The sequence below is a fragment of the Arthrobacter sp. RIT-PI-e genome (assembly GCF_001187915.1).
In the GTDB taxonomy this organism is placed as follows: Bacteria; Actinomycetota; Actinomycetes; order Actinomycetales; family Micrococcaceae; genus Arthrobacter_D.
Genome location: NZ_LGIU01000033.1, coordinates 118,794 through 144,034 on the forward strand (window position 1 = coordinate 118,794; position 25,241 = coordinate 144,034).

Consider the following 25,241-nt stretch of genomic DNA (forward strand, 5'->3'; position numbering starts at 1 on the left):
TGTCGCGTGAGTCCTCTAGTAATGGAGGTATGACAGTGATATTGAGGTCCCTTGAAACCGCTGTACCTGCCACGGTGATGGTGCAGTCGGAGGTTCGCGACGTCTTCGCGGCCCAGCCGGACCTGACGCGGCTCGGCAAGCGGTTGGTCGGCGCGGCGTTCGACTCCTCGGGGATCGAGACCAGGTACACGGTGGTCGAGGAGCTGACCATGGAGACGGCCTCGGAGGCCCCGGTGTTCTTCGACCGGGAGAACGTGCGGATCCTCACCCCGAGCACCAAGACCCGCAACCAGGTGTACGCCGAGGAGGGGACCAAGCTCTTCGTGGAGGCGGCGCGGAAGGCCCTCGAGGCCGCCCCGGAGCTGCAGGCCTCGGACGTCACGCACGTGATCACCGCCTCCTGCACCGGGTTCTTCGCCCCCGGACCGGACTACAAGGTGGTGCGGGCCCTGGGGCTCGATCCCTCGGTACAGCGCTACCACCTCGGTTTCATGGGCTGCTACGCGGCCTTCCCCGCCCTGAGGTCCGCGAAGGCCTTCTGCGAGGCGGACCCGGACGCCGTGGTCCTGGTGATCGCCGCCGAGCTGTGCTCGCTGCACGTACGTTCCTCGAACAACCCCGACACCATCGTGGGTTCGTCCCTCTTCGCCGACGGCGCCGCCGCTGCTCTCGTGTCCGCCCGAGATCTCCCGCTGGACCGGCCCGCGCTGAGCCTGGACCACTTCGAGACGGTCCTCACCCCGGTGGGCGAGGAGTCCATGGCCTGGAACATCGGCGACGAGGGCTTCGAGATGGTCCTCGGGACGTACGTGCCGCACATCATCGACGAGCACATCGTGGGAGCGCTCGAACCATTGCTCGCCCGGGACGCCTCCCTGGCCGGTCTCCCCTACTCCGGGATCGAGCACTGGGCCATCCACCCGGGAGGCCGGAGCATCCTCGACAAGGTGGAGGCGAAGCTCGCCCTGTCCGAGGAGCAGCTGGTCCCCGCACGGCAGACGCTGCGCGACTACGGCAACATGAGCAGCGCGACGGTGATGTTCGTGCTCAAGCACATCCTGGACCAGCCTGCGTCCTCGGGCGACGGCCGCATCTGCTCCATGGCCTTCGGTCCGGGCCTGACCGTGGAGACCGCACTCCTCACGAAGATCGGTGCAGGACCGTCCGACGCCGGTACGGCCCAGGCGGCGGCGTCGGACACCGTGGAGGTGTCCGACGCCGACAGCGCGGGTGCCGCGGCCGCGGTGCCCGACGATCTCACCCCCCTCCTCAGCGAAGCCGGGGCGTGAGCCGCACGGGGTTCCTGGCACGGCGGGACACGGAGGCCGTCGAGCAGATGGACCGCCCGGACTGCGACCCGGTGAAGCTCGACCGCACGTACGCCCAGTTCGGGCTGGTCAACTCCGTGGTGTCCGGCTGGCGCCGCACGTACACCACCCTGCTACGGCCCGCGTTCTCGACGGAGCGCACGAACACCCTGCTGGACATCGGTTCGGGAGGCGGCGACGTACCGCGCGTACTCGCCCGCTGGGCACGCGCTGACGGCTTCCGCCTGGAGCTCACCGCCATCGACCCCGACGCCCGGGCGCACGCCCACGCCATGCAGCGGCGCCCGCTGCCCGGCCTGTCCTTCCGTCGGGCACTCAGCTCGGAACTGGTCGCCGAAGGCGCGGTGTTCGACGTCGTGCTCTCCAACCACGTCCTCCACCATCTGACGGAGCAGGAACGCGAGGCCCTCCTCGACGACTCGGAGGCCCTGACCACGCGGGTGGCCGTGCACAGCGACATCCACCGTCACCCGCTGGCCTATGCGCTGTTCTCCGTGGCCACCCTGCCGCTTCCCGGTTCGTTCATCCGCGAGGACGGCCTGACCTCGATCCGCCGGAGCTACACACCCCCCGAGTTGCAGCACGTCGTCGCCGGCCGGGAGGGGTGGCGGGTGCGCACCATGGCCCCGTTCATCAACCTGCTGGTGCTGGAGCGTGGCACCGGTGGACCGTACGTGCCGGGGGCGGGCCGTGCATGACGTGATCGTGGTGGGTGGTGGGCCCGTGGGCCTCTACACCGCGCTGCTCCTGCGCAGGGCCGGGGTGGACGCCGTCGTCCTGGAGCGCCGCACCGAGCGGAGCAGGCACTCACGCGCGATCGGGATCCACCCCCCGGCGCTGCGGGCACTCGGGCTCGACGGGGTCGCGGACGAGCTCCGCGCACGCGGCATCCGGATCCGGGACGGCGTGGCGCGCAGCGCGGGCCGGCACGTGGGGACGGTCTCCTTCTCCACCCTGCCCGGCGACGAGAAGTACGTGCTGGCCGTCCCGCAGGCCGTCACCGAGGAGATCCTGGAACGCCGGCTCGAGGAGGACCACCCGGGCTGCCTGGTGCGCGGCGTGGAGGTGACGGGCGTCGAGGAGCGCGCCGGGCACGTGCGCGTCGCGATCTCCTCCGAGGGTACGGACACCGTGGTCGAGGCACGCCTGCTGGTGGCCGCCGACGGCGCGCGGAGCTCCGTACGGGAGAATCTCGCCATCGGCGCGCCGGCGCGCCGCTATCCGGACTGCTACGTGATGGGTGACTTCCACGACAGCACGGACGACGGCGACGACGCCGTGCTGTACCTCGAGGCCGGCGGCATCGTGGAGTCCTTCCCGCTCCCCGGGCACATCCGGAGGTGGGTGGTCAGACTCGGCGCACCGCTGGCGGACCCCACGGCGGGGCGGCTGGCGGACCTGGTGGGGCAGCGGACGGGGGGGGGGGGGGGCCCCGCCCCGAACTCGATGCTGTGGGCGGTCGGGGTACAGGCCCGGCTCGCCGATCGGGTGGTCTCCGGACGCACCGTCCTGATCGGTGATGCCGCGCACGAGATCAGCCCCATCGGCGGGCAGGGGATGAACCTCGGGTGGCTGGACGCGGTGGATCTTGCCCCTATCATCACCGCCTCCCTGCGCGACGGTCGGGAGGTGGGTGGAGGTCTGCGCCGGTACGAGAGGGAGCGCCGCACACGGGCGAGGGCCGCGCGGGCGAAGGCCGAGATCAACATGGTCCTCGGGCGCCCGCTGCCGGCGTACCTGCTGCGACCGAGGAACAGGCTGCTGGGAACTCTGATCAGGAACCGGACCGTCCACCGGGGCGTCGCTCGCGCTTTCACCATGCAGTGACCACTCCGGCGCGGACGCCCGGGAGGACGACGAAACCCCCGCAGCCCGTCCCCCGTGTCCCACCGGAGTGGGAACGGGCGTACCGGATGCTGCGGGGGCTGGCCGAGGGGTTGCTCGCTACTTGAGCAGGCCCTTCTTGACGTTGCTGGGGCGCTGCATCTCGCCCTGCTTCGCGCCCATGACGATCACGGTGCCGCTGACCACGGGCAGGAGCCACTGGGTGATCTTGAGCTGCTGCTGTGCCTTGGCCAGTTCGTCACTGGCTCCGGGACGGGGCTCGGTTGCACCTGCGCCGCCCTCGTGGGCCAGTTCGCCGACCTTCTTACCGAGGATCCCCGAGTACAGCGAGAGCGCCATGCCGAGGACGGTGACGACGGTCTTCGAGACGGTGTTGGAACCGACACCGTCCTGCGCCGCGACGCGGCCCTTGTTCGCACCGATCAGGGCGAGGCCGCCGAGACCGTGGACGGCGAAGGCGCCGATCTGCACGGGGGTCCACTTGGCCCAGCCGAGGGCGGAGAGGCGTGTGCGCTCCTTGGGGTCCTTGGCCTGGCCGGTTGCGCCGTTCAGACCGACAGCGCCCATCAAGGTGCCTCCGAACCAGGCTGCTGCGCCGAGGTCGTGGGCCGATCGTGCCAAAAGGTTTCCTGCCATGATGTAGAACTCCTTAAACGTTGGTCCTGCCTACCCTCTACATCTATCAGCCTGCTTAGGATTAAGCTATTGCAACCCCGAAAAATACTTCCGGGTGTGATTATTCGTACAGAACTGCTAGAAGAGGAGCCCCCGTGGCCGACACCGCAAGCGCACTCGACGACGTCTGGTCCGAGTGGAAGGAGGCCGTGAACATGACGGCCTCGGAGCTCGAGACATGGTTGGGGACGGACGAGTCGAAGGCGGTGGGCCAGAAGGAGGGCGGCTCCGGCGAATCCGTGGGCCACGCCTCGGGCAGGCACATCGTGAAGATCCTCCGGTCCAGGAAGGGGGACCTCGGGGACGACGACGTCCAGCACATGACCAAGGTGGTGGGGTACGTGCACCGGCACAGTGCCCAGGGACCTCCCAAGGAGGACGTCGAGACCTCGAAGTGGCGCTACTCGCTCATGAACTGGGGGCACGATCCGCTGAAGTAGGACCCTCGACGGGGGAGGGTGCCCGCAGGCATCCCCTCCCCGTCGTGTGGTCGGCTACTTCTTGGAGAGCGCACTCTCCTTGTGGGCCGCCTGCTTGCCGGACTTCGCGCTCTCCACGGTGTAATAGGGCTCGTCCTTCGAGGCGTTGAACTTCTGGTCGTCGAAGGTGAACTCCTTCTGGTGCTTCTCCACGACCTTGCCCTCGGTCTCGCCCTGCGGCGTGTTCCAGGTGACCTTGTCTCCCTTGCTGAACGACATCCTCTTCCTTCCGTACGGGGTGGTTCCTCCGAGGCTCCCAGATGCCATGGGGAAAGGGAAGCCTACCGATCGAGGTGGGTCGGGGCGAACAGGCGGACCAGCATCTGGACCACCACCACGTTGGGACCCTCCATCGCGAGGCTCTCGGCCAGGGCCTCGCCGAGGTCGGCGGGTGACGCACGACGGGCCGGCACGCCGAACGATTCCGCGAGGGCCACGAAGTCCGGGCGGGCCAGCTCGGTCGCCGTCGCCTTCCCGAACGCCCCCACCATGTACTCGCGGAGGATCCCGTACCCGCCGTCGTCGACGATCAGCCAGGTCACCGGGACGTCGTGCTGCCGGGCCGTGGCCAGCTCGGCGATCGAGTACATCGCCGATCCGTCACCCGAGACGGCCAGCACCCGTGCGGGCGCACCGTGGGAGGCGAGGCCCACGGCTCCCCCGAGGGCACCCGGGAACCCGAATCCCAGACCGCCTGCACCCTGGGCGGAGTGGAACCGGCCCTCGCGCGCGTCCCAGCAGCTCCAGGCCCAGTAGGCGGCGATCGTCATGTCCCAGAAGGTCTGCAGGTCATCCGGTACGGCGTCACGGATCGCCTCCAGGAGGGCGCGCTCCGGGCCGAGGTCCTGTGCATCGCGCCGCGCCCCGACCCTCGCGAGCGTCGCGGCCACGAGTGCCACCGCGTCGTAGCCGTCCTCGCGATCCCGTGCGAGCGGTGCCAGCGCGGCGTCGAGGGCGGCCAGCGCCTGACCGGCGTCGGCCCGGATCCCGAGTGCCGGGCGGTTCGACTCGAGCACGCGGGGTTCGGCGTCGATCTGGATGATGCGGCCCCGTGGTTCCAGGGTGAAGTAGTTGGAGGTGACCTCGCCGAGGGAGGAGCCCACCACCAGCAGCACGTCGGCGTCCTCGAGCACCTCGCTCACGTGGCGGTCCTCCACCCAGGACTGCAGCGAGAGCTCGTGGGTCCAGGGGAAGGCACCGTTGCCGCCGGGCGAGCACACCACGGGTGCTCCCAGTTTCTCGGCGATCGAGAGCAGCTCCGCCTCGGCACCGCCCCGCCGGGTCCCCCCGCCGGCCACGATCGCAGGGCGCCTCGAGCCCTCGAGCCAGGCCACGGCCTCCCGGACCAGTTCGACCCGCGGCGGGTTGTCGAACGGTTCCGCGAGCGCGTCCTCCACCCGCGGTACCAGGACCGGGTCCAGGAGCACGTTCTGCGGGACCTCGACCCACACGGGCCCCTGGGGCGAGGAGACCGCCTCCGTCCAGGCGTCCTGGATGGCGGAGGGGATGCCGGAGGCGTGCTGGATGAGGCGCTGGCTCTTGGTGACGTTCGCCGCGGACGCCTTCTGGTCGTCGAGCTGGTGCAGCATCCCCTTGCGCCGGGCACCGAGTCCCTCGAGCGGGATCTGGCTGGCGACCACGACCATGGGCACACCGGTGGCGTACGCCTCCTGCAGACCGGCGAGCGCGGTCAGCGCGCCCGGCCCGGTGGAGAGGAACAGGACGCCGACGTCACCGGTGGCGCGCGAGAAGCCATCCGCGGCGAACGCGGCGTTGTTCTCCACGCGCGAGGACACGAAGCGGAGCCTGGACCGCGACAGGGCGTCGAACAGACCGAGTGCGTGCTGACCGGGAATGCCGAACACCGTGCTGGCCCCAAGCGCCGTCAGGGTCTCGACCACCAGGTCGCCGCCGTTCCGGGCCCCGGTGACGGGCGCCGGGGGTACCGAGGCGGCGCCGTCGATGCTCTCCATCTAGGCCGTCCCGGCCGGGGTGGCGGTCATCGTGTCCGCGAGCAGCGTGACGAGGTCGTAGGCCACGTGTGAGGCCGCGACGCCGGTGATCTCGGCGTGGTCGTAGGCGGGTGCCACCTCTACGACGTCGGCCCCCACGAGATTCAGCCCGCGCAGGCCGCGCAGGAGCTCGAGCAGTTCCCTGCTGGTGATGCCCCCGGCCTCCGGGGTGCCCGTCCCCGGGGCGTGTGCGGGATCCAGCACGTCGATGTCCACCGACACGTAGAGGGGGCGGTCGCCGATCCTGGCCCGCAGGCGGTCCACCACCTCGGTGACCCCCTGGCGGTAGACGTCGGCGGAGGTGACGATCCCGAACCCGAAGCGGCGGTCGTCCTCCAGGTCCCGCACCCCGTACAGCGGGCCCCGCGTGCCCACGTGGGAGATGGCCTCGGTGTCGAGGATGCCCTCCTCCACGGCCCGGCGGAACGGGGTGCCGTGCGTGTACTCGGCGCCGAAGTAGGTGTCCCAGGTGTCCAGGTGGGCGTCGAAGTGCAGCAGGGCGAGCGGGGAGCCCGCGCGGGCGGCGGCGGCCCGCAGGAGCGGCAGGGCGATCGTGTGGTCGCCGCCGAGGGTGACCAGCCGGGTACCGTCCGCGGTGAGCTCCAGGGCGTTCTGCTCCACGGTCGCGATGGCCTCACCGATGTCGAACGGGTTCACGGCCATGTCACCGGCGTCGGCCACCTGGACGCTCTCGAACGGCGAGACCTCCAGTGCCGGGTTGTAGGGCCGGAGCAGGCGGGACGCCTCGCGGATGTGGTTGCCGCCGAAGCGCGCTCCGGGGCGGTAGGACACCCCCGAGTCGAAGGGGACACCCACGACGGCGATGTCCGCGCGGTCCACCTGGTCCAGGCGGGGCAGCCGCGCGAAGGTGGCCGCACCCGCGTACCGGGGGATGCGGGAGGAGTCGATCGGCCCGAGGTGCCCGCCTCCGGTGATGCGCAGTTCTTCCATGGCGTCCGTCCGTCCTGGGCCTACCTCCGTGCGGAGTTGCCCGATATGCATCAAAGGTTTTGCAAAAGGCTATTACCGGGTACGCCGGCGGTCAACCATCAGGAGCAGCCGTGATCATCCGCAGCGTCGACCGCACCTGTACGCCCTCGGCTCCACCCCTGGACCGGCCCGTTAAGGATCCATCAAGACGCCCCGAGGAGCGCATCCGCGGGCCTACCGTGATGCGGTGAGTTCATTCGTACGCCTCCAGACTCCTGCCCGGACCCGCGATCAGGGCCGGAAGCGCCTCGGGCGCTGGCTCCTCAACGAATCGAGCCAGCCCACGGCGCACCAGCCCGAGACGGAGCGCACGCAGCCCTGGTGGAGGGTGATGTGCCTGACCGGCGTCGACTACTTCTCGACCCTCGGGTACCAGCCGGCCATCGCGGCGGCTGCGGCGGGCGTCCTGTCACCCCTGGCCACCCTCGTCCTCGTGGCCGTGACCCTGTTCGGCGCCCTGCCCGTGTACAAGCGGGTGGCATCGGAGAGTCCCCGCGGGGAGGGCTCGATCGCGATGCTCGAGAAGCTGCTGCCGAAGTGGCGCGGCAAGGTCTTCGTGCTCGTCCTGCTCGGTTTCGCCGCCACCAGCTTCCTCATCACCATGACGCTCTCGGCGGCGGACGCCAGCGCACACCTGGTCGAGAACCCCTTCGCGCCGTCGTGGCTGCAGGGGCAGGAGATCCTCATCACCGTGGTCTTCCTCGTGCTGCTCTCGGCCGTCTTCCTCCGCGGCTTCCGCGAGGCCATCGGCATCGCCGTCACGATCGTGGCGGTGTTCCTCGTCCTCAACCTGGTGGTCGTGGTCGTCGCCGTCGGCCGGATCATGGCGCTGGACGGCGTCGTGACCGACTGGTGGACGGCCCTCACCACACAGCACGGCAACCCGCTGGTCATGCTCGGCCTGGCCGTCCTCATCTTCCCGCGGCTGGCCCTCGGCCTCTCGGGCTTCGAGACCGGGGTGGTGGTGATGCCCCAGATCGACGGCAGGCCCGGCGACACCGAGGAGAACCCGGCCGGCCGGATCGCCGGCGCGCACAAGCTCCTCACGTCCGCGGCGCTCGTCATGAGCGGCTTCCTCATCGCCTCGAGCTTCGTCACGACCCTGCTGATCCCGGCCGCGGCGTTCGAGGAGGGCGGTCCGGCGAACGGCAGGGCCCTGGCCTACCTCGCCCACCTGTACCTCGGGGACGGCTTCGGCACCGTCTACGACATCTCGACGATCAGCATCCTCTGGTTCGCGGGCGCGTCCGCCATGACCGGCCTGCTGAACCTCGTGCCGCGCTACCTGCCGCGCTACGGGATGGCGCCGGCCTGGGCCAAGGCCGTCCGCCCCCTCGTCCTGGTGATCACGCTCATCGCGATCGTCGTCACGTTCTTCTTCAGGGCCGACGTCGAAGCGCAGGGCGGCGCGTACGCCACAGGCGTCCTGGCCCTCATCACCTCGGCCTCCGTGGCCGTGACCCTGTCCGCCCACCGCAAGCACCAGCGGGGACTGACCGTGGGGTTCGGCATCGCCACGGTGGTCTTCGTGCTGACGACGGCGGTGAACATGATCGAACGGCCCGACGGCCTGAAGATCGCCCTGTTCTTCATCCTCGGGATCATCGTGATCTCGTTCGTGTCCCGCTCACGCCGTGCCTTCGAGCTGCGGGCCACGAGCATCCGGATGGACGAGGCGGCGCTCTCGTTCGTGAGTGCGCAGGACGACGGCGACATCCTCCTGATCGCGCACGAGCCGAAGCGGTTGAGCAGCGCGGCCTACCGGCACAAGCTCCAGCACGCCTGCGCGGTCTCGCACTTCCCGGTGGCGTCCAGACCCCTGTTCATCGAGGTGACCGTCGACGACTCCTCCGATTTCGAGACGGAGCTACGGGTGCGCGGCGTCGTCCGCCACGGGTACCGCATCCTCGAGGTGCACAGCTCGAACGTGCCGAACACGATCGCGGCGGTCATGCTGCACATCCGCGACGTCACCGGCCTCATGCCGCACGTCTACTTCCGCTGGACGGAGGGCGATCCCGTCGCGAACCTCTTCAAGTTCCTCTTCACGGGCGAGGGCGAGATCGCCCCGGTGACCCGGGAGGTGCTGCGCGGCGCCGAGGCGGACGTGACCAGGCGGCCCTGGGTGCATGTCGGCTGAGAACCGCTACCTCCCGGACGCCGCCGGCACCAGGGTCCAGAGAACCACGGCCTCGGCGTCGCCCGGATTGAGCCAGGAGTGGGGTTCGCGGCCGGGGAACGTCACGGTGTCGCCCGCCTCGAGCTCGTACCGGTCATGGGGGAAGATGAGCACGAACCTCCCCGAGACCACGTGCAGGGTCTCCACCTCGCAATCCACCGAGTAGAGCTCGTCCTCACCCCGGCCGTGGGGTTCGACGACGGCACGGATCATCTGGAGCCGCCGTTCGGACCGCGCGGTCATGAGGCGCTCGTTGATGCCCTGGCCGCCGAGACTGATGCGCGGGGCGTCGTCGAGCCTGGTCAGGTGGGTCTCCGGCACCAGGAACAGGTCACCGACCGAGATGGACAGCACCTGGCAGAGGGTCACGAGGGAGGCGACCGACGGTGAGGTCAGATCCCGCTCCACGCGGCTGAGGAAGCCCTTGGTGAGGCCGGTGGCGTCCGCGACCTGCTCGATGGTCATCCGCTGCCCCTGCCGCGCGGCCCGGAGACGCGATCCGATGGCGACGGGAGCATTGGTGGGCTCGACGGGCAGCGCCTTCATGCGGGTCCTCTCCTCGGGGCGATCAAGGAAGCATAACCGTCATACAGCGCTCATCGTGGTGTCACACGACCCTGCGACGATTGACGCGTGACTCGCGTCACCAGTAGCTTACTGGGCATCAACGGTTGCCCAGCAGGCATCCGAATCGGTCGATCGTCGAAGGACTCCCGTGCAAGCACTCAACATCGCCATCGTCGCGATCTACCTCGTCGCCATGCTGGGCTTCGGCTGGTGGGGCAAGTCCCGCACCCGCAACGCCAGCGACTACCTCGTGGCGGGTCGGCGCCTCGGACCGTTCCTCTACACCGGCACCATGGCCGCCGTCGTCCTCGGCGGGGCCTCCACGGTCGGCGGGGTGGGTCTCGGCTACCAGTACGGCATCTCCGGCATGTGGCTGGTGGTGGCCATCGGGACGGGCGTCCTGCTGCTGAGCCTGCTCTTCGCCCCCACCATCCAGAGGCTGAAGATCTACACCGTCTCGCAGATGCTCACCCTGCGCTACGGCCACCGCGCCACACGCGTCTCGGGCATCGTGATGCTCGCGTACACCCTCATGCTCTGCGCCACGTCGACGGGCGCCTACGCCACGATCTTCGTGGTCCTCTTCGGCTGGGACCGTGCGCTGTCCATCGCCGTCGGCGGGGTGATCGTCCTGATCTACTCGACCATCGGCGGGGTGTGGTCCATCACGCTGGCGGACATGGCGCAGTTCGTCATCAAGACCATCGGTGTCTTCGCCCTCATGCTGCCCTTCTCGCTCGCGGCCGCGGGCGGGTTCGCCGGCATCGCCGACCGCGCGGGGGACGAGTTCTTCAGCATCACCGGGATCGGCGCCCAGAGCATCATCACCTACTTCGTGGTCTACACGCTCGGGCTGCTGATCGGCCAGGACATCTGGCAGCGCGTGTTCACGTCGAGGACACCGGTGGTGGCCCGCTGGGGCGGCTCGGCCGCGGGTGTCTACTGCATCCTCTACGGCATCGCCGGCGCCGTCATCGGCATGAGCGCCAGCGTGATCCTTCCCGCCATCGAGTCCAGGGACGACGTCTACGCGGACGTGGCCCTGAACGTCCTGCCGATCGGCATCGGGGGGCTCGTCCTCGCGGCGGCCGTCGCGGCCATGATGTCCACGGCGTCGGGCGCCCTGATCGCCGCCGCCACGGTGGCCCGGACCGACGTCGTGCCGTTCGTGGCCGGGTGGTCCGGCAGGGGTGCGACGGACGGCGGCGCCACCGGGGAGGACGCGACGGCGGAGCACGACGTCGCCTCGAGCCGCTGGTGGGTCCTCGGCCTCGGGATCGTCACGATCGCCCTCGCCGTGGTGGTGCAGGACGTGGTCGCTGCGCTGACCATCGCGTACGACATCCTCGTGGGCGGGCTGCTCGTCGCGATCCTCGGCGGACTCGCCTGGCGCCGCGGCAACGGCGTCGGCGCGGGAGCCTCGATGGCTGCGGGTACCCTCGTGACCCTCGGGGTCATGACCTATCTGGAGATCACGGCGGAGGTCCGCTATGACGGCATCTACGCCAACGACCCGATCTACTACGGCCTCGCGGTGTCGGCACTCGTGTACGTCGCGGTGTCCCTCGCGACCCGGCCGACGGACCCCCGGGTGATGGCGGCCTGGGACCGGCGCGTGGCCGGAGAGGTGCCCGGGGACGAGCACGGCACCGCGGGACACTGAGCCGCAGGTCCCGACCGTCCGCCCAGGTGCGTCCTCCCCCGTTCGGGGAGGACGCACCCGGGCGGTGCGAACTAGTCCTGCTCCTCGGACTTCACCGTCGCCGAGGCACCGCCGTCCTTGCGGCGGCGGTTGCGCCCGCGACCCACCGTCTCGATGGCACGGGACGCCGTCATCGGGCGCTCCCGCTCCGAGGTGCCGGAGGCGAGGGACAGCAGGCGCTCCGCCTCCGCGGGCGGCAGGGAGTGCACACCGTGCCCCTGCTCGTCCAACGCCGTCTCCCGCTCGGCGAGGTCGATGTCCGCCTCGGTGATGTCGGCGTCGTCCTTCTGGTTCCAGGCCTTGATGGCGGCCCAGGTCACCGCCGCGATGGGCACGGACAGGATGGCCCCGATGATCCCGGCCAGGACGGTCCCGGCGGTCAGGGCGAGTAGCACCACGAGCGCGTGGACCTGGAGCGTACGGCCCATGACCACCGGCTGCAGGAAGTTGCCTTCGAGCTGGTTGACCACGATGATCACCGCGACCACGATCAGGGCCGCCGTCAGGCCGTTGGACACCAGCGCCACCAGTGCCGCCAGGATGGCGGTGAGCGAGGCACCCACGATCGGGATGAACGCGCCGACGAAGATCAGTGCGGCCAGCGGGACGGCCAGCGGGATGCCCAGGATCACCAGGGCCAGTCCGATGAAGAACGCGTCGACGAAGGCGATGATCGCCGTCCCCCGCACGTACCCGCCGAGCACCGCGAGGCCCTTCTCGCCGACCTGGCGCGCCTTCACGAGTCGCTTGCCCCGGAAGGCACGCAGCACGAAGGCCCAGATCCGGTCGCCGTCCTTGAGGAAGAAGAACAGGATGACCACCAGGAGCGCCGCCCCGGCGAAGAAGTTGCCGGCCGCGGTGAGGCCGGAGACCGCACCCGCACCCACGGAGCTGCTCGTGGCGAACTGCACCAACGACTCCCGGGCAGAGTCGATCTGCTCGTTGTCGATGGGGAAGGGCCCGGTCTGGACGAAGTCCTGGACCTGGGTGAAGCCCTGCTCCGCCTGGTCCACCAGCTCCCCAGCCTGCCCGATGATGGCGAACACGATCCCGGTGAGGATTCCGCCGATGACCACCAGGAGGAGCACGAACGCCGCTGCCGTGGCACCCGCGCTGGGCCACCCCTTCCTCCGCAGCCAGTTCACCAGGGGACTGATCGCTGCGGCCAGGATGAGGGCCAGCAGAAGGGGGATGACCACCAGGGTCACCCGGGTCAGCGCGTAAGCGGCGATGACCACCAGGACCAGGAGCAGCAGGACCTGTGCGGCACGGATGCTCGCCGCGCCCAGGCTGTCCTGCCACACCGAGCGGCGCCGCCGCGTTCCATCCGGCGCCCCCGCGTCCGTCGTCGGTGCCGGCGCACCACCTGAGTGCACCGGCATCGCCCCTGCATCCTCGCTGCCGGGTGCAGCGTTTGTCACTGCTCGCCGACGTCGCCCCTCGCCCCGGTGGCCCTCCGCCTCCGCGGTGCGTCCTTGTTCCTGAGATGTACCCCGGTCGGTCATACTGCCCTCTTTCGTCCAGGGGCCGAATGCCCGCTGCCTGATCTGTTCCTATCCCACCGCTACGGGTGGTGCACACCGTGTCCTACGACTCCTTCGGAGAACCTCATACCGGTCGCGGATCCCCCCGACCCGCCTTCTGCCCTGACCCGGGCAGGGAGGAACGGTCCCCGCCCGCGAGGAGCAGCTGCTCCCTGACCTCGCGGCGGAGGACCTTGCCGAGCTGGGACCGGGGGAGCTCGTCGATCTGCGTGATGGCGCGGGGTACCTTGTAGGCGGCGAGTCGCGCGCGGCAGTGGAGGCGGAGCGCGTCGGCGTCCAGGACCGCTCCCCCGGCGAGGACCACCACGGCCGTCACCTCCTCGCCGCCCCCGGCTCCCGGGAGGCCGACGACGGCGGCATCCGCCACGTCGGGATGAGCCCGCAGGGCGTCCTCCACCTCGGTGGGTGCCACATTGAAGCCACCCGTGATGATGAGCTCCTTGATACGGTCCACGATGGTGAGGAAGCACTCCGCGTCCGCGGTCACGATGTCCCCCGTGCGGAACCACCCGCCGTCGAGCAGGGCCGCCCGTGTCTCGTCCGGCTTCCGCCAGTAGCCCTGGAAGACCTGGGGTCCGCGGATGAGCAGCTCCCCCGCCTCGCCCCGGCCGCGGTCCGTGGTGGGGTCCTCCGGGTCCACGATCCGGATGTCGGTGCCCGGGAAGGGCACGCCCACCGTCCCGGGGCGGCGCGTCGACCCGATGGGATTGCCGGCCGCCACGGGGGAGGTCTCCGTCAACCCGTACCCCTCGATCAGGTAGCCGCCCGTGGCGGCCTCCCACGTCTCCACGGTGGAGTGCGGGAGGTTCATGGCTCCCGAGATCGCGAACCGGATGCTCCGCAGCCCCACCCCGCGCTTCGCCGCTCCTGCGGCGAGCCGTTCGTAGATGGGCGGCACGGCCGGGAGGAACGTGGGTGGGCTCTTCCGCATGGCGTCCAGCACCAGGTCGACGTCGAACCGGGGGAAGAGCACGAGCTTGGCACCGATGCTCATGGCGAAGGAGAGGCACAGGGTGAGTCCGTAGGCGTGGAACATGGGCAGCACCGCGTAGACGGTCTCGCGTCCCGCCTCCAGGCCGGGCACCCAGGCACGGCCCTGCGCCGCGTTGGCGAGCAGGTTCCGGTGCGTGGGGACGGCGCCCTGAGGCACGCCGGTGGTCCCACTGGTGTACTGCGGCACCGCCGTGCCCGGGGGCGCGGGGCGCCCGTGGCGGGGTGACAGGGGACGGGGACGCAGCAGCTCACGCCACGACAGGGTCCGCCGGCTCCCCGTCGACCGCCCCCCCGGGGTCAGCGCCCTCCGTGCGGCACGGGCACGCGGGACCGGGAGCCGGCGGGCGATCCGCCGCCCGAGGGGCATGGCGCCGATGAGGTCAACGGCGACGATCGACGTGACCGGGATGTCCTCGGGCAGGCGCTGGATCCGGGGCGCCACCTTGTCCCACACGATCGCCACCTCGGCCCCGTGGTCCTCGAACTGATGACGGAGCTCGCGATCGGTGTAGAGCGGGTTGTGCTCCACCACCACAGCCCCGAGCCGGAGGACGGCATAGAACGCGATCACGTGCTGCGGGCAGTTCGGGAGCACGAGCGCCACGCGGTCGCCGGCCGTGACGCCGAGCGAGCGCAGCCCTTCGGCGGACTGCGCCACCGCCCTCCCCAGATCACCGTAGGTGGTGGACGCGCCGAAGAACTCCAGGGCCACCATCCGTCGGTACGTCCGCACCGAGTCCTCGAGGAGGTCCGGCAGGGAACCGGCGGGCACCTCGAAGGCCCGGGGGACGTCGGGTGCATAACTGCTCACCCACGGTCGGTCCGAGAAATCCATCAGCCTGCTTCCTGTTGTCCGGTAGAACTGTATCGCTCACCGCGGGGTCGCGGTACTCGGCATCCGCTGATCGGCCCGGGAGGATTCGATGGCCTGGAACTCCCTCCGGTACACTGGTCCGCTGAAGGGGAGTAGCTCCGCGTCCTGCACGGGCGTGCGGCCTGTCGACATACTGGCGTCATCGATGCCCGGCAGTCCACCGGTACCACCGGCGAGCGAGACCTTCGGCCGACCCTGCGTCACCGCATCCGGCCGAAGCTCCTGCTTCGGACTCGATCGCGGGCGCGCACCCGATCCACCGGAGCATTCCATGCACACCCCCTCATCGCCACCTTCCCCCGGCGACATCAGACGCTGGCGCCAGTACCTGGCCGACGAGCGCTCGGAAGCCGCGACGTACCGCTACCTCGCCCGCCGCCGCACCGGCGAGGAGCGCGAGATCCTCCTCGGCCTCGCCGACGCGGAGGGCCGGCACGAGGCGCACTGGCTCGCGCTCCTGGGCGAGGACGTCGGACGTCCCGTACAACCCTCGTTCCGCAACAGGCTCCTGGGGCTGCTGGCACGCCGGTTCGGCTCGGTGTTCATCCTGGCGCTCGCGCAGCGGGCGGAGAGCCGGTCACCGTACTCGAAGGATCCGTCCGCCACCGCGGCCATGGTCGCCGACGAGCAGATCCACGAGGAAGTGGTGCGTGGCCTCGCCACCCGCGGGCGCAACCGGTTGTCCGGCAACTTCCGGGCCGCGGTGTTCGGCGCCAACGACGGCCTGGTCAGCAACCTGGCCCTGATCATGGGTATCGGCGCCACCGGTGTCTCCACCTCGTTCATCCTCGTCAGCGGGCTCGCCGGCCTGCTGGCGGGGGCATTGTCCATGGGCGCCGGCGAGTACGTGTCCGTGCGCTCGCAGCGGGAGCTCCTCTCCGCCACCCGGCCCACGCAGATCACCCTCACGGCGGCCAAGGAACTGGACATCGACGCGAACGAGCTGGTCCTCGTCTACCGGGCGAGGGGCATGACCCCCGAGGCGGCCGAGCATCGCGCCGCCGAGCGGCTCGGTCTGCTCGACTGCAACTGCGACCCCAGCTTCTCTCTCCAGCCCGAGGACGAGGCGGAGATGGTCGACGAGCACGAGGCGGTGGGCACCGGCCTCGGAGCCGCGTGGTCCAGCTTCTGCTTCTTCTCCTCCGGGGCAGTCATCCCGGTGCTGCCCTACCTGCTGGGCCTCGAGGGTACCCTCGCCGTCGTCGTCTCCTGTGTGCTGGTGGGCCTGGCCCTCCTGGCCACGGGTGCGGTGGTGGGCCTGCTCTCCGGGGCCTCGCCCCTGCGCCTGGCCCTGCGTCAGCTGGCCATCGGGCTCGGCGCAGCCGGCATCACCTACCTGCTGGGACTGCTGTTCGGGGTGTCGGTCGGCTGACCTCCTCCCCCGGTGGCGGGCTCGGCACCGGGGTGCCGGGTGCTGCCGAGCCGGACCGGTGATCAGCCGGATCAGCTGGTCAGGTACCTGGTCGGTCGGAGCCCGGTCCACCGCCGTCGGACTGCTCGAGGACGTGCTGCTCAAGCAGCCGGAGGGTCGACTCGATGCTCTCCGGGTGCCGCCGGGTGAAACCGGCGAGCCGGAAGCCGAGCCGCCACGGCACGGCGCGCCCGTCCCACTCCTCCCGCACCAGGGTCCCGCCGTCCTGCGGCTCCAGTGTGTAGCGCCAGACGTGGGCGGAGAAGTGGCGCCAGGCGATGCGGCGCCCCTCCTCGAACTCGATCACCCGGTTGAGGATCTTGTAGCGCGCACCCATGGTCATCTCCATGCCGAACTTCGCACCGAGGGACAACCGCTCCGGCCCATTCGGCTGCTCGCCCCTGACCGTCCCCGAACCGTCGATCACGCTGTGCAGGGCCGGCCGCGCGAGGACCTCGAAGATCCGCTCGGGCGGTGCTGCGATGAGCCGCTCCCGGGAGATGAGGTAGGGGGAAGCCGATCCGGAAGGTGTCATGCCCCATTGTGCCCGTTGCCCCGGCCCGCCGCCCGGGTTCCCGGCCCCGCGGACGACGGCGGGTACCCCCGGAGGAGGTGCCCGCCGTCGTCGGTGGTGTCGCGCGTCAGGGCTTGAGCAGCACCTTGATGGCGCGGCGCTCGTCCATGGCCCGGTACGCATCGGCGACGCCGTCGAGGGGCATCGTCACGTCGAACACCTTCCCGGGGTCGATGGTGCCGTCGAGGACGTCCTTCAGCAGTTCCGGGATGTAGGTGTGGGCCGGGGCCATGCCGCCGCCCACGGTGATGTTCTTGGCGAACAGGACACCGACGGGTAGTTCCGGCCCGCCCGCCGGCACACCGACGAACCCGAGGTTGCCGCCCGGGCGGGTGCTGCGCAGCGCCTGGTCCATGGATTCCTTGGTCCCCACGCACTCGAGGACGGAGTCGGCGAGCACCCCGCCGAGCAGCTCGCGCACCTTCTCCACGCCCTCGTCACCGCGCTCCGCCACGATGTCCGTGGCGCCGAACTCGCGGGCCAGCGCCTGGCGGTCCTCGTGACGGGACATCGCGATGATGCGCTCGGCGCCGAGCCGCTTGGCCGCCAGCACCCCGCACAGGCCCACGGCGCCGTCGCCCACCACCACCACGGTGCTCCCGGGACCCACGTTCGCCGACACGGCGGCATGGTGGCCCGTGGACATCACGTCGGAGAGGGTCAGCAGACTGGCCGTCAGGGCGGCGTCGGGGTCCGAGACGCCCTCCACCTTGCGCAGCGTCCCGTCCGCGTACGGCACGCGCACGGCCTCGCCCTGCGCCCCCTGCACGACATCACCGTGCTCGTCCGTGCTGCCCCATCCCGCGAGGTGGTCGCAGGCCACGGTCACCCCGTTCCTGCACTGCGGGCAGGTGCCGCAGCTGACCACGAACGGGGCGATCACGAAGTCCCCGACGGCGAGGTCCTCCACGTCACCGCCCACGGACTCCACCACGCCCACGAACTCGTGACCGATGGCCTTCGGCTTCTTCGTGGGCCGGACCCCGCGGTAGGGCCAGAGATCCGACCCGCAGACGCAGGAGGCACTCACGCGGACGACGGCGTCGGTCGGCCGCAGGATGGCGGGGTACTCCCGCTCCTCGATCCGGATGTCCCCGGGTCCGTGGATGATGGTGGCGCGCATGTTCTCTCCTCAGACTTGCCTGCAGAATCGATGGGTCCCCCGCCCGCCACTGTACAAGCGGGACGCGGGCACCCGTGCCGGGCCCGCAGCCCGTACGCCACCGGGGGCAGCCGCCGCGCCCGGTCGGTGTCCCTCCCCGGTGGCCGCACCACCGGCGGGAGGTCGGGGCCCGGACAGCAGGACGGCCTCCCCCCGCGGGTGCGGAGGGAGGCCGTGCCGGTGGAACCCTGGATCAGAGGCCGGCGTAGACCTCGCGCAGGAGGGTCGCGGTCTCGGACGGCGTCTTGCCCACCTTCACGCCGGCGGCCTCGAGGGCCTCCTTCTTGGCCTGCGCGGTACCCGCCGAGCCCGAGACGATGGCGCCGGCGTGGCCCATGGTCTTGCCCTCGGGGGCGGTGAAGCCCGCCACGTAGCCGACCACGGGCTTGGTCACGTTCGCCTTGATGAACTCGGCGGCACGCTCCTCGGCGTCCCCGCCGATCTCACCGATCATGACGATCGCCTTGGTCTCCGGGTCCGCCTCGAACGCCGCGAGGGCGTCGATGTGCGTGGTGCCGATGATCGGGTCGCCGCCGATGCCGATCGCGGTGGAGAAGCCGAGGTCCCGCAGCTCGTACATCATCTGGTAGGTCAGGGTGCCGGACTTCGAGACGAGGCCCACCCCGCCCTTGCCGGTGATGTTCGCCGGCGTGATGCCCACAAGGGCCTCACCGGGCGTGATGATGCCGGGGCAGTTCGGCCCGATGATCCGGGTGACCTGCTTGCCGTCGGCGTCCACCCTGGACTGCGCGAGAGCCCAGAACTCGGCGGAGTCCTGCACGGGGACGCCCTCGGTGATGACGACGACGAGGCCGATCCCGGCCTCGATGGCCTCCACGACGGCGTCCTTCGTGAAGGCCGGGGGGACGAAGACGATGGAGACGTCGGCGCCGGTCTCCTGCATGGCCTCGGCGACCGCACCGTAGACGGGGAGCGTGACATCGTCGTGCGTGACGGTGGTGCCGGCCTTGCGGGCGTTCACACCTCCGACCACCTGGGTGCCGGCCTTCAGCATGAGGGCCGTGTGCTTGGTGCCCTCACCGCCGGTGATGCCCTGCACGATGACCTTGGAGTCCTTGTTGAGGTAGATAGACACGGGTGTTCCCTTACTTTCCGTAGGCCAGCGCGGCGGCCTTGTCGGCGCCTTCGTCCATGGTGTCGGCGAGGGTGACCAGCGGGTGGTTCGCCTCGGCGAGGATCCGGCGACCCTCGTCGACGTTGTTGCCGTCCAGGCGGACCACGAGCGGCTTGTTGGCCTCGTCGCCGAGGATCTCCAGGGCCTTGACGATGCCGTTGGCCACGGCGTCGCACGCGGTGATGCCACCGAAGACGTTGACGAACACGCTCTTGACCTGGCTGTCGCCGAGGATCACGTCGAGGCCGGCGGCCATGACCTCGGCGGACGCTCCACCCCCGATGTCCAGGAAGTTGGCGGGCAGCACGTTCCCGTGCGCCTCCCCGGCGTAGGCGACGACGTCGAGGGTGGACATGACCAGCCCTGCACCGTTGCCGATGATGCCCACTTCGCCGTCGAGCTTGACGTAGTTGAGGTCGTTCTCCTTGGCCTTGGCCTCGAGCGGATCGGCGGCATCCTTGTCCTCGAGGGCGGCATGGCCCTGCTGGCGGAACCCGGCGTTCTCGTCGATGCTGACCTTGCCGTCGAGGGCGAGGATCTCACCGCTGCCGCTGCGCACGAGCGGGTTGACCTCCACGAGCGTGGCGTCCTCCTTCACGAAGACGTCCCACAGCTTGAGGATCGCGTTGACCACGCCCTCGCGCAGCTCGGGGGCGAACCCGGCGGTGTCCACGATCTCCTCGGCCTTGGCCTGGTCGATTCCGGCGAGGGCGTCGACGGACACGCGGGCCAGGGCGTCGGGGCGTTCGACGGCGAGCTGCTCGATCTCCATGCCGCCCTCCACCGAGCACATGGCCAGATAGTTGCGGTTGGACCGGTCCAGCAGCACAGAGAAGTAGAACTCTTCGGCGATGTCCGCACCCTGGGCGATCATCACGCGGTGCACCGTGTGCCCCTTGATGTCCATGCCGAGGATGTCCGAGGCGTAGGAGAAGGCCTCGTCCGGGGTCTTGGCGACCTTGACGCCACCGGCCTTGCCGCGACCGCCGACCTTGACCTGGGCCTTGACGACCACGACGCCGCCGATCTTCTCGGCTGCTGCCTTGGCTTCTTCTGGGGTGTGCGCCACGATGCCGGCGAGCACGGGAACGCCGTGTGCCTCAAAGAGATCGCGCGCCTGATATTCGAACAGGTCCACGGGCTAGAGTCCTTCTGCGTCGAAGTCGGTTTACAAGAGGGAACTTTAGCCCCTCGGCCCACAGGCCCTGCCCAGAGTAACGCTTTAGTGAGTAAGCCCACAGTTCTATCGGACGTAGAAGACGACACCCGTTCGTTGAGTGGTTTCGGCCCGTGACCGTCCGCGTGCCGGGGCCGTTCAGGCCACCTTGGTCAGCGGCGCGTACCGGAGCAGCAGGCGCTTCTCGCCGATGTCGAACCGCACCTTGGCCACGGTCTTGTCCCCCGCACCCTCCACGGACAGCACCGTGCCGTTCCCGAAGCTCGTGTGGTTGACGCGGTCACCCGCGGAGACCGAGACCACCTCCTTCTGGGGCTGCACCCGGCCCACGCTCCTGGACGCCGCACCACCTGCGGATCCCCCGGAGAACCCGCCACCGCCGGCCCCCCAGTAGGAACCGCTGAACTTGGGACCGCCGATACTGCCCGTCGAGGTCCAGGCCGGCTTCGCCGCCCCCTCCCGCTTCCAGTGGATGAGCTCCTCGGGGATCTCCCCCACGAACTGGCTGGCCGGGTTGTACTGGCTCTGGCCCCACATGCTGCGTACCTCCGAGCGGGTGACGTAGAGCCGACGTCGCGCCCGCGTCAGTCCCACGTAGGCGAGCCTGCGCTCCTCGGCGAGCTCCTTCGGATCGGTGGCCGAGCGCTGATGCGGGAAGATGCCCTGCTCCATACCGGTGAGGAAGACCACCGGGAACTCCAGGCCCTTCGCCGTGTGCAGGGTCATGAGGGTCACCACCCCCTGCTTGCGCGCTTCCTCCACCGCACGCTCCACCTCCGCCGCGGACCCCGCGGGCGCATCGGGGATCTGGTCCGCGTCCGCCACCAGGGACACCTGCTCGAGGAAGTCGCCGAGCGTGCCCTCGGGGTTGTCCCGCTCGAACTCGCGCACCACGGCCACGAGTTCGGCGAGGTTCTCCACCCGGGACTCGTCCTGGGGGTCGCTGCTGGTGCGCAGCTGCTCCAGGTACCCGGTCTGCTCGAGCACGGCCTCGAGGGCCGCCGAGGCACCCGAGCCGTCGGCCACCTCGGACAGGTCGTCGATGAGCTTCACGAACCCGGTGACCGCCTTGACGGACCGGGTGGCCATCCCGGGTGCGTGGTCGGCCCGGCGGAGCGCCTCCATGAAGCTGATCCGCTCGCGCTCGCCGAGGGCGGCCACCGCGAACTCGGCGCGGTCGCCGATGCCGCGCTTAGGTTCGTTGAGGATCCGGCGGAGATTGACGACGTCGTCCTTGTTGACCAGGACGCGCAGGTACGCCAGGGCGTCCTTGATCTCCTTGCGCTCGTAGAACCTCGTGCCGCCCACCACCTTGTAGGGCAGGCCCACCCGGAGCAGGATCTCCTCGATGGAGCGTGACTGCGCATTGGTGCGGTAGAAGATCGCGACGTCGCCGGGTCGGATGCCGTCCTCGTCCTGGAGGCGGTCGATCTCCTCCGAGATGAAGCGGGCCTCCTCGTGCTCGTTCTCCCCCACGTACCCGATGATCTTCTCGCCGCTGCCCTCCGCCGTCCAGAGACGTTTCTCCGGCCGGTCGGGGTTGCGGGAGATCACGGCGTTGGCCGCACTGAGGATGTTCTGGGTGGAACGGTAGTTCTGCTCCAGCAGGATGGTGCGTGCGCTCGGGTAGTCGTTCTCGAACTCCACGATGTTCCGGACGTCCGCACCGCGGAAGGCGTAGATGGACTGGTCCGAGTCGCCCACCACCGTCAGTTCGGCGGGGTCGTCGGTGGACTCCCCCGGTACCCCGACGATCTCCCGCACCAGCGCGTACTGGGCGTGGTTGGTGTCCTGGTACTCGTCCACGAGGACGTGGCGGAAACGCCTGCGGTAGTAGTCGGCCACACCCGGGAACGCCCGGAACATGAACACCGTCTGCGCGATCAGGTCGTCGAAGTCCATGGCGTTGGCCTGACGCATCCGCTGCGCGTACCCGGTGTACACCTCGGCCACGGCCTGCTCGAAGGGGTCCGTGGAGTTCACGGTGGAGGCGAAGGACTCCTCGTCGATCAGCTCGTTCTTCAGTGCGGAGATCTTGTGCTGGATGGCCTTCGGGGCGAACTTCTTCGGATCGAGGTCCAGGCCCTTGGCCACCAGGGTGATCAGGCGCAGGGTGTCCGCGGAGTCGTAGATCGAGAAGTTCGAGTTGAGGCCCACGGAGGCGGCCTCCCTGCGCAGGATCCGCACGCAGGAGGAGTGGAACGTGGAGATCCACATGCGCTTGGCCACCTCCCCGATCAGGCCCTCGATGCGCTCGCGCATCTCGGCTGCGGCCTTGTTGGTGAAGGTGATGGCCAGGATCTGCCCGGGGTGCGAACGTCCGGTGGCCAGCAGGTGGGCGATCCGGTGGCTGAGCACGCGGGTCTTGCCGGACCCCGCACCGGCGACGATCAGCAGCGGCGAACCACCGTGCTTGACGGCCTCCTCCTGCTGCGGGTTGAGTCCTGCCAGCAGCTCCTGTGCCCGGTGCTCGTCCACGCCGGCCCGCGTGGGGACCTGCTGCGCGGCGGTGTCCGCCGCCGTCGCCGCCTCGCGCGCACGTTTCTTCTCGGCTGCGGTGGGCGGGGAGACATAGGGGTCGAAGAGCATGTCCATGGTGCGTCAAGTCTAGGCCGTCGCCAGGACAGTCGGGGTTGGTCACGCGGGACACAGGACCGCCCCTGCGGATGATTCCGCAGGGGCGGTCGTCGGACGACGGGTCCGACCGGGGGGGGCGGAGGGGGGGTGCGGCTACTTCCCCGCCCGCATCTCCTCCTCGTCGATGCCGAGGATCTGCAGCTTGCCGCTCCTGCGGTCGGCGAGGTACTCGCGCATCTCCTTCTTGATGACCGGGAGCAGGAAGTACACGCCGAGCAGGTTGATGAAGGCGCAGACGAACAGGGCGGCGTCGGCGAAGCTGATGACCTGGCTGAAGGTCAGCACGCACCCGGCGACCGTGAAGAACAGGAACACGATCTTGTAGGTGACCTCGGAGACCTTCCCGCGCCCGAAGAGGTGTTCCCAGGCCTTGAGCCCGTAGTAGGACCACGTGATCAGGGTGGAGTAGGCGAACAGGATCACCGCGATCGCGAGCACGATGGGGAACCACGGCAGCACGGTGGCGAAGGCGTCGGAGGTGAGGATCACGCCGTCCGGCGCGCCACCACCGGCCTGCACCTGGTCGATGCCCGCCTGGAGGCTGGGCGCCCCGGCGATGACGATGGCGAGCGCCGTCATGGTGCAGATGAGCACCGTGTCCACGAGCGGCTCGTACAGGGCCACGAAGCCCTCACTGACCGGGCGCCGGGTCTTGACCGCGGAGTGGGCGATCGCCGCCGACCCCACGCCGGCCTCGTTGGAGAAGGACGCACGCTGGAATCCGACGATCATGACGCCGAGGATCCCGCCCGCCACGCCCTGCGGGTTGAAGGCCCCCTCGATGATGCTCGCGAACGCACCGGGCACCTGCTCGAGGTTCGCGATGATGACGGACAGGCAGGCCAGGACGTAGACGCCGCCCATGGCCGGCACCAGCCGCGAGGTGGTGGCACCGATGGACTTGATGCCTCCGAGGATGACGATGGCGACGAAGAACGCGAGGACGAGGCCGAAGACGAGAGCAGCCCCGGAACTGCCGAGGAAACCTTCCTCGCCACCGGTGACGTTCTGCACCTGGGCGAAGGTCTGGTTGGCCTGGAACATGTTGCCGCCGGCCACGCCGAAGATCAGGATCGCGACGGCGAAGGTCCCAGTGAGGATCTTGCCCGGGACTGTGCCGAGCTTCCGGAAGGCGATCGGGAGGTACTTGAAGGGTCCGCCGCTCACCGAGCCGTCGGCGTGGACCTCGCGGTACTTCACCCCGAGCGTGCACTCGGCGAACTTCGTGGCCATCCCGATCAGACCCGCGCAGATCATCCAGAAAGTCGCTCCGGGACCACCGAGCGCCATCGCCGCGCCCACACCGGCGATGTTGCCGAGTCCCACCGTGCCGGAGAGCGCCGAGGTAAGCGCCTGGAAATGCGTCACCTCACCCGGATCCTCCTTGGAGGAGTACCGCCCGCGGACCACTTCGTACCCGACCCTGAGACCGCGGAGCTGGGGAACCCCGAAGTAGACGGTGAAGATCAGACCCGCGAGGATGAGCCAGGCGACCACCGCCGGGAAACCGAAGTCCCCGATCGTGATGGGGAAGAAGACGATGTCGGAGAAGATCTCCGTGGGACGCTCGAATGCATTGTTGATCGTCTCGTCGATGGTCGCCAGCCATCCGACGTCGTCGTTCATGGCTGCCATGGGTACTGCGGAGGGAAGATGCATCCCCCCAATAGACCCTGTTTCCGCTGTGAGCGCAATCACGGGCTGCCCGCACGCCAAGATGTCGCATGCTGGAAACGGGGTCTCGCCGTCCGAGGATGCGGAAGGGTCCCCGTCAGCGGGTAAGCTGGGATCGCTGGATCGGGTCCGCCCGGTCCACGCCTCTGTAGCTCAGTAGGATAGAGCGTCCCTCTCCTAAAGGGAAGGTCGTCGGTTCGATTCCGGCCAGGGGCACCATCGCGTCCTGCAGCGATGCGCGCGGCACACGGCATGCCGGTCCCGACCACCTCCGAGCAGAGAA

Annotated in this window: 20 protein-coding genes and 1 tRNA gene; 8 read left to right on the forward strand and 13 right to left on the reverse strand. The window is 69.7% G+C overall.

Going from position 1 to position 25,241, the window contains the following annotated elements:
- Nucleotides 1-29: 29 nt before the first annotated feature.
- From AC792_RS01955 to AC792_RS01965, 3 genes are read left to right on the forward strand one after another with little or no spacing between them, the layout of a single operon-like run.
- Nucleotides 30-1,289 (forward strand): type III polyketide synthase, encoded by a 1,260-nt coding sequence (locus AC792_RS01955; protein WP_049828899.1) that lies wholly within the window; start codon nucleotides 30-32, stop codon nucleotides 1,287-1,289.
- A complete protein-coding gene (locus AC792_RS01960; RefSeq protein ID WP_049828900.1) occupies nucleotides 1,286-2,026 on the forward strand; it encodes a class I SAM-dependent methyltransferase in 741 nt (246 codons plus the stop codon). Before AC792_RS01955 ends, AC792_RS01960 begins: the two co-directional genes overlap by 4 nt.
- On the forward strand, nucleotides 2,019-3,155 hold the full coding sequence (locus tag AC792_RS01965) for an FAD-dependent oxidoreductase (RefSeq protein WP_049828941.1): 1,137 nt from the start codon (nucleotides 2,019-2,021) through the stop codon (nucleotides 3,153-3,155). Before AC792_RS01960 ends, AC792_RS01965 begins: the two co-directional genes overlap by 8 nt.
- Before the next feature lie 117 nt (nucleotides 3,156-3,272).
- Here the strand turns inward: AC792_RS01965 and AC792_RS01970 are convergent, their stop codons facing one another.
- Nucleotides 3,273-3,809: a hypothetical protein gene (locus AC792_RS01970; RefSeq protein ID WP_049828901.1), complete on the reverse strand. Its 537-nt coding sequence runs from the start codon at nucleotides 3,807-3,809 to the stop codon at nucleotides 3,273-3,275.
- Between the two features lie 134 nt (nucleotides 3,810-3,943).
- Between AC792_RS01970 and AC792_RS01975 the strand changes: the two genes are divergently transcribed.
- Complete coding sequence (locus tag AC792_RS01975; protein ID WP_082177274.1) at nucleotides 3,944-4,288, forward strand: DUF3140 domain-containing protein; 345 nt, start codon at nucleotides 3,944-3,946, stop codon at nucleotides 4,286-4,288.
- Between the two features lie 54 nt (nucleotides 4,289-4,342).
- Here AC792_RS01975 and AC792_RS01980 read toward each other — a convergent pair whose 3' ends face one another.
- The 3 genes from AC792_RS01980 to speB all read right to left on the reverse strand — a co-directional run bounded on the left by AC792_RS01980 (nucleotide 4,343) and on the right by speB (nucleotide 7,290).
- Complete coding sequence (locus AC792_RS01980) at nucleotides 4,343-4,546, reverse strand: DUF2945 domain-containing protein (RefSeq protein ID WP_049828902.1); 204 nt, start codon at nucleotides 4,544-4,546, stop codon at nucleotides 4,343-4,345.
- Nucleotides 4,547-4,608: 62 nt separating this feature from the next.
- Nucleotides 4,609-6,300 carry a thiamine pyrophosphate-binding protein gene (locus AC792_RS01985; RefSeq protein WP_049828903.1) on the reverse strand — a complete coding sequence of 564 codons (1,692 nt, stop codon included), beginning with the start codon at nucleotides 6,298-6,300 and terminating at the stop codon, nucleotides 4,609-4,611.
- A complete protein-coding gene (speB, locus tag AC792_RS01990) occupies nucleotides 6,301-7,290 on the reverse strand; it encodes an agmatinase (protein ID WP_082177275.1) in 990 nt (329 codons plus the stop codon).
- 370 nt (nucleotides 7,291-7,660) lie between these two features.
- Here speB and AC792_RS01995 point away from each other — a divergent pair, with 370 nt between their 5' ends.
- Nucleotides 7,661-9,469: an APC family permease gene (locus AC792_RS01995; RefSeq protein ID WP_049828943.1), complete on the forward strand. Its 1,809-nt coding sequence runs from the start codon at nucleotides 7,661-7,663 to the stop codon at nucleotides 9,467-9,469.
- 6 nt (nucleotides 9,470-9,475) lie between these two features.
- Here AC792_RS01995 and AC792_RS02000 read toward each other — a convergent pair whose 3' ends face one another.
- Nucleotides 9,476-10,054, reverse strand: a complete 579-nt coding sequence (locus tag AC792_RS02000) for a cupin domain-containing protein (RefSeq protein WP_049828904.1) — start codon at nucleotides 10,052-10,054, stop codon at nucleotides 9,476-9,478.
- Nucleotides 10,055-10,268: 214 nt separating this feature from the next.
- On the opposite strand from AC792_RS02000, the gene AC792_RS02005 reads away from it, so the two are divergent.
- Entirely contained in the window at nucleotides 10,269-11,738 is a 1,470-nt protein-coding gene (locus AC792_RS02005) for a sodium:solute symporter (RefSeq protein WP_082177287.1), read from the forward strand.
- A 71-nt stretch (nucleotides 11,739-11,809) separates the two neighbouring features.
- Here the strand turns inward: AC792_RS02005 and AC792_RS02010 are convergent, their stop codons facing one another.
- Complete coding sequence (locus tag AC792_RS02010) at nucleotides 11,810-13,159, reverse strand: AI-2E family transporter (RefSeq protein ID WP_082177276.1); 1,350 nt, start codon at nucleotides 13,157-13,159, stop codon at nucleotides 11,810-11,812.
- Nucleotides 13,160-13,385: 226 nt separating this feature from the next.
- Nucleotides 13,386-15,149, reverse strand: a complete 1,764-nt coding sequence (locus AC792_RS02015; protein WP_049828906.1) for a long-chain-fatty-acid--CoA ligase — start codon at nucleotides 15,147-15,149, stop codon at nucleotides 13,386-13,388.
- 310 nt (nucleotides 15,150-15,459) lie between these two features.
- Between AC792_RS02015 and AC792_RS02025 the strand changes: the two genes are divergently transcribed.
- A complete protein-coding gene (locus tag AC792_RS02025) occupies nucleotides 15,460-16,560 on the forward strand; it encodes a VIT1/CCC1 transporter family protein (protein ID WP_049828908.1) in 1,101 nt (366 codons plus the stop codon).
- A gap of 79 nt (nucleotides 16,561-16,639) precedes the next feature.
- Here AC792_RS02025 and AC792_RS02030 read toward each other — a convergent pair whose 3' ends face one another.
- From AC792_RS02030 to AC792_RS02055, 6 genes are all read right to left on the reverse strand, one after another.
- Entirely contained in the window at nucleotides 16,640-17,134 is a 495-nt protein-coding gene (locus AC792_RS02030; RefSeq protein ID WP_049828909.1) for an SRPBCC family protein, read from the reverse strand.
- A 106-nt stretch (nucleotides 17,135-17,240) separates the two neighbouring features.
- Nucleotides 17,241-18,296 (reverse strand): zinc-dependent alcohol dehydrogenase family protein, encoded by a 1,056-nt coding sequence (locus AC792_RS02035; protein ID WP_049828910.1) that lies wholly within the window; start codon nucleotides 18,294-18,296, stop codon nucleotides 17,241-17,243.
- A 232-nt stretch (nucleotides 18,297-18,528) separates the two neighbouring features.
- Nucleotides 18,529-19,431 (reverse strand): succinate--CoA ligase subunit alpha, encoded by a 903-nt coding sequence (gene sucD / locus AC792_RS02040; protein ID WP_049828911.1) that lies wholly within the window; start codon nucleotides 19,429-19,431, stop codon nucleotides 18,529-18,531.
- Between the two features lie 10 nt (nucleotides 19,432-19,441).
- Nucleotides 19,442-20,608 carry an ADP-forming succinate--CoA ligase subunit beta gene (sucC, locus tag AC792_RS02045; protein ID WP_049828912.1) on the reverse strand — a complete coding sequence of 389 codons (1,167 nt, stop codon included), beginning with the start codon at nucleotides 20,606-20,608 and terminating at the stop codon, nucleotides 19,442-19,444.
- A gap of 177 nt (nucleotides 20,609-20,785) precedes the next feature.
- A complete protein-coding gene (gene pcrA, locus AC792_RS02050) occupies nucleotides 20,786-23,242 on the reverse strand; it encodes a DNA helicase PcrA (protein ID WP_049828913.1) in 2,457 nt (818 codons plus the stop codon).
- Nucleotides 23,243-23,377: 135 nt separating this feature from the next.
- Nucleotides 23,378-24,919 (reverse strand): alanine/glycine:cation symporter family protein, encoded by a 1,542-nt coding sequence (locus tag AC792_RS02055; protein WP_235436304.1) that lies wholly within the window; start codon nucleotides 24,917-24,919, stop codon nucleotides 23,378-23,380.
- A gap of 181 nt (nucleotides 24,920-25,100) precedes the next feature.
- On the opposite strand from AC792_RS02055, the gene AC792_RS02060 reads away from it, so the two are divergent.
- A tRNA-Arg gene (locus tag AC792_RS02060) sits at nucleotides 25,101-25,177 on the forward strand.
- Nucleotides 25,178-25,241 lie beyond the last annotated feature (64 nt).

Coding starts and splice junctions, on each gene's coding strand:
- AC792_RS01980 (WP_049828902.1), bottom strand. CDS start 4,546: ATGTCGTTCAGCAAGGGAGACAAGGTCACCTGGAACACGCCGCAGGGC.
- AC792_RS02025 (WP_049828908.1), top strand. CDS start 15,460: ATGCACACCCCCTCATCGCCACCTTCCCCCGGCGACATCAGACGCTGG.
- AC792_RS02015 (WP_049828906.1), bottom strand. CDS start 15,149: ATGGATTTCTCGGACCGACCGTGGGTGAGCAGTTATGCACCCGACGTC.
- pcrA (WP_049828913.1), bottom strand. CDS start 23,242: ATGGACATGCTCTTCGACCCCTATGTCTCCCCGCCCACCGCAGCCGAG.
- AC792_RS01955 (WP_049828899.1), top strand. CDS start 30: ATGACAGTGATATTGAGGTCCCTTGAAACCGCTGTACCTGCCACGGTG.
- AC792_RS01995 (WP_049828943.1), top strand. CDS start 7,661: ATGTGCCTGACCGGCGTCGACTACTTCTCGACCCTCGGGTACCAGCCG.
- AC792_RS02000 (WP_049828904.1), bottom strand. CDS start 10,054: ATGAAGGCGCTGCCCGTCGAGCCCACCAATGCTCCCGTCGCCATCGGA.
- AC792_RS01985 (WP_049828903.1), bottom strand. CDS start 6,300: ATGGAGAGCATCGACGGCGCCGCCTCGGTACCCCCGGCGCCCGTCACC.
- AC792_RS02010 (WP_082177276.1), bottom strand. CDS start 13,159: ATGCCGGTGCACTCAGGTGGTGCGCCGGCACCGACGACGGACGCGGGG.
- AC792_RS01970 (WP_049828901.1), bottom strand. CDS start 3,809: ATGGCAGGAAACCTTTTGGCACGATCGGCCCACGACCTCGGCGCAGCA.
- speB (WP_082177275.1), bottom strand. CDS start 7,290: ATGGAAGAACTGCGCATCACCGGAGGCGGGCACCTCGGGCCGATCGAC.
- AC792_RS02030 (WP_049828909.1), bottom strand. CDS start 17,134: ATGACACCTTCCGGATCGGCTTCCCCCTACCTCATCTCCCGGGAGCGG.
- AC792_RS02035 (WP_049828910.1), bottom strand. CDS start 18,296: ATGCGCGCCACCATCATCCACGGACCCGGGGACATCCGGATCGAGGAG.
- AC792_RS02005 (WP_082177287.1), top strand. CDS start 10,269: ATGCTGGGCTTCGGCTGGTGGGGCAAGTCCCGCACCCGCAACGCCAGC.
- AC792_RS02055 (WP_235436304.1), bottom strand. CDS start 24,919: ATGGCAGCCATGAACGACGACGTCGGATGGCTGGCGACCATCGACGAG.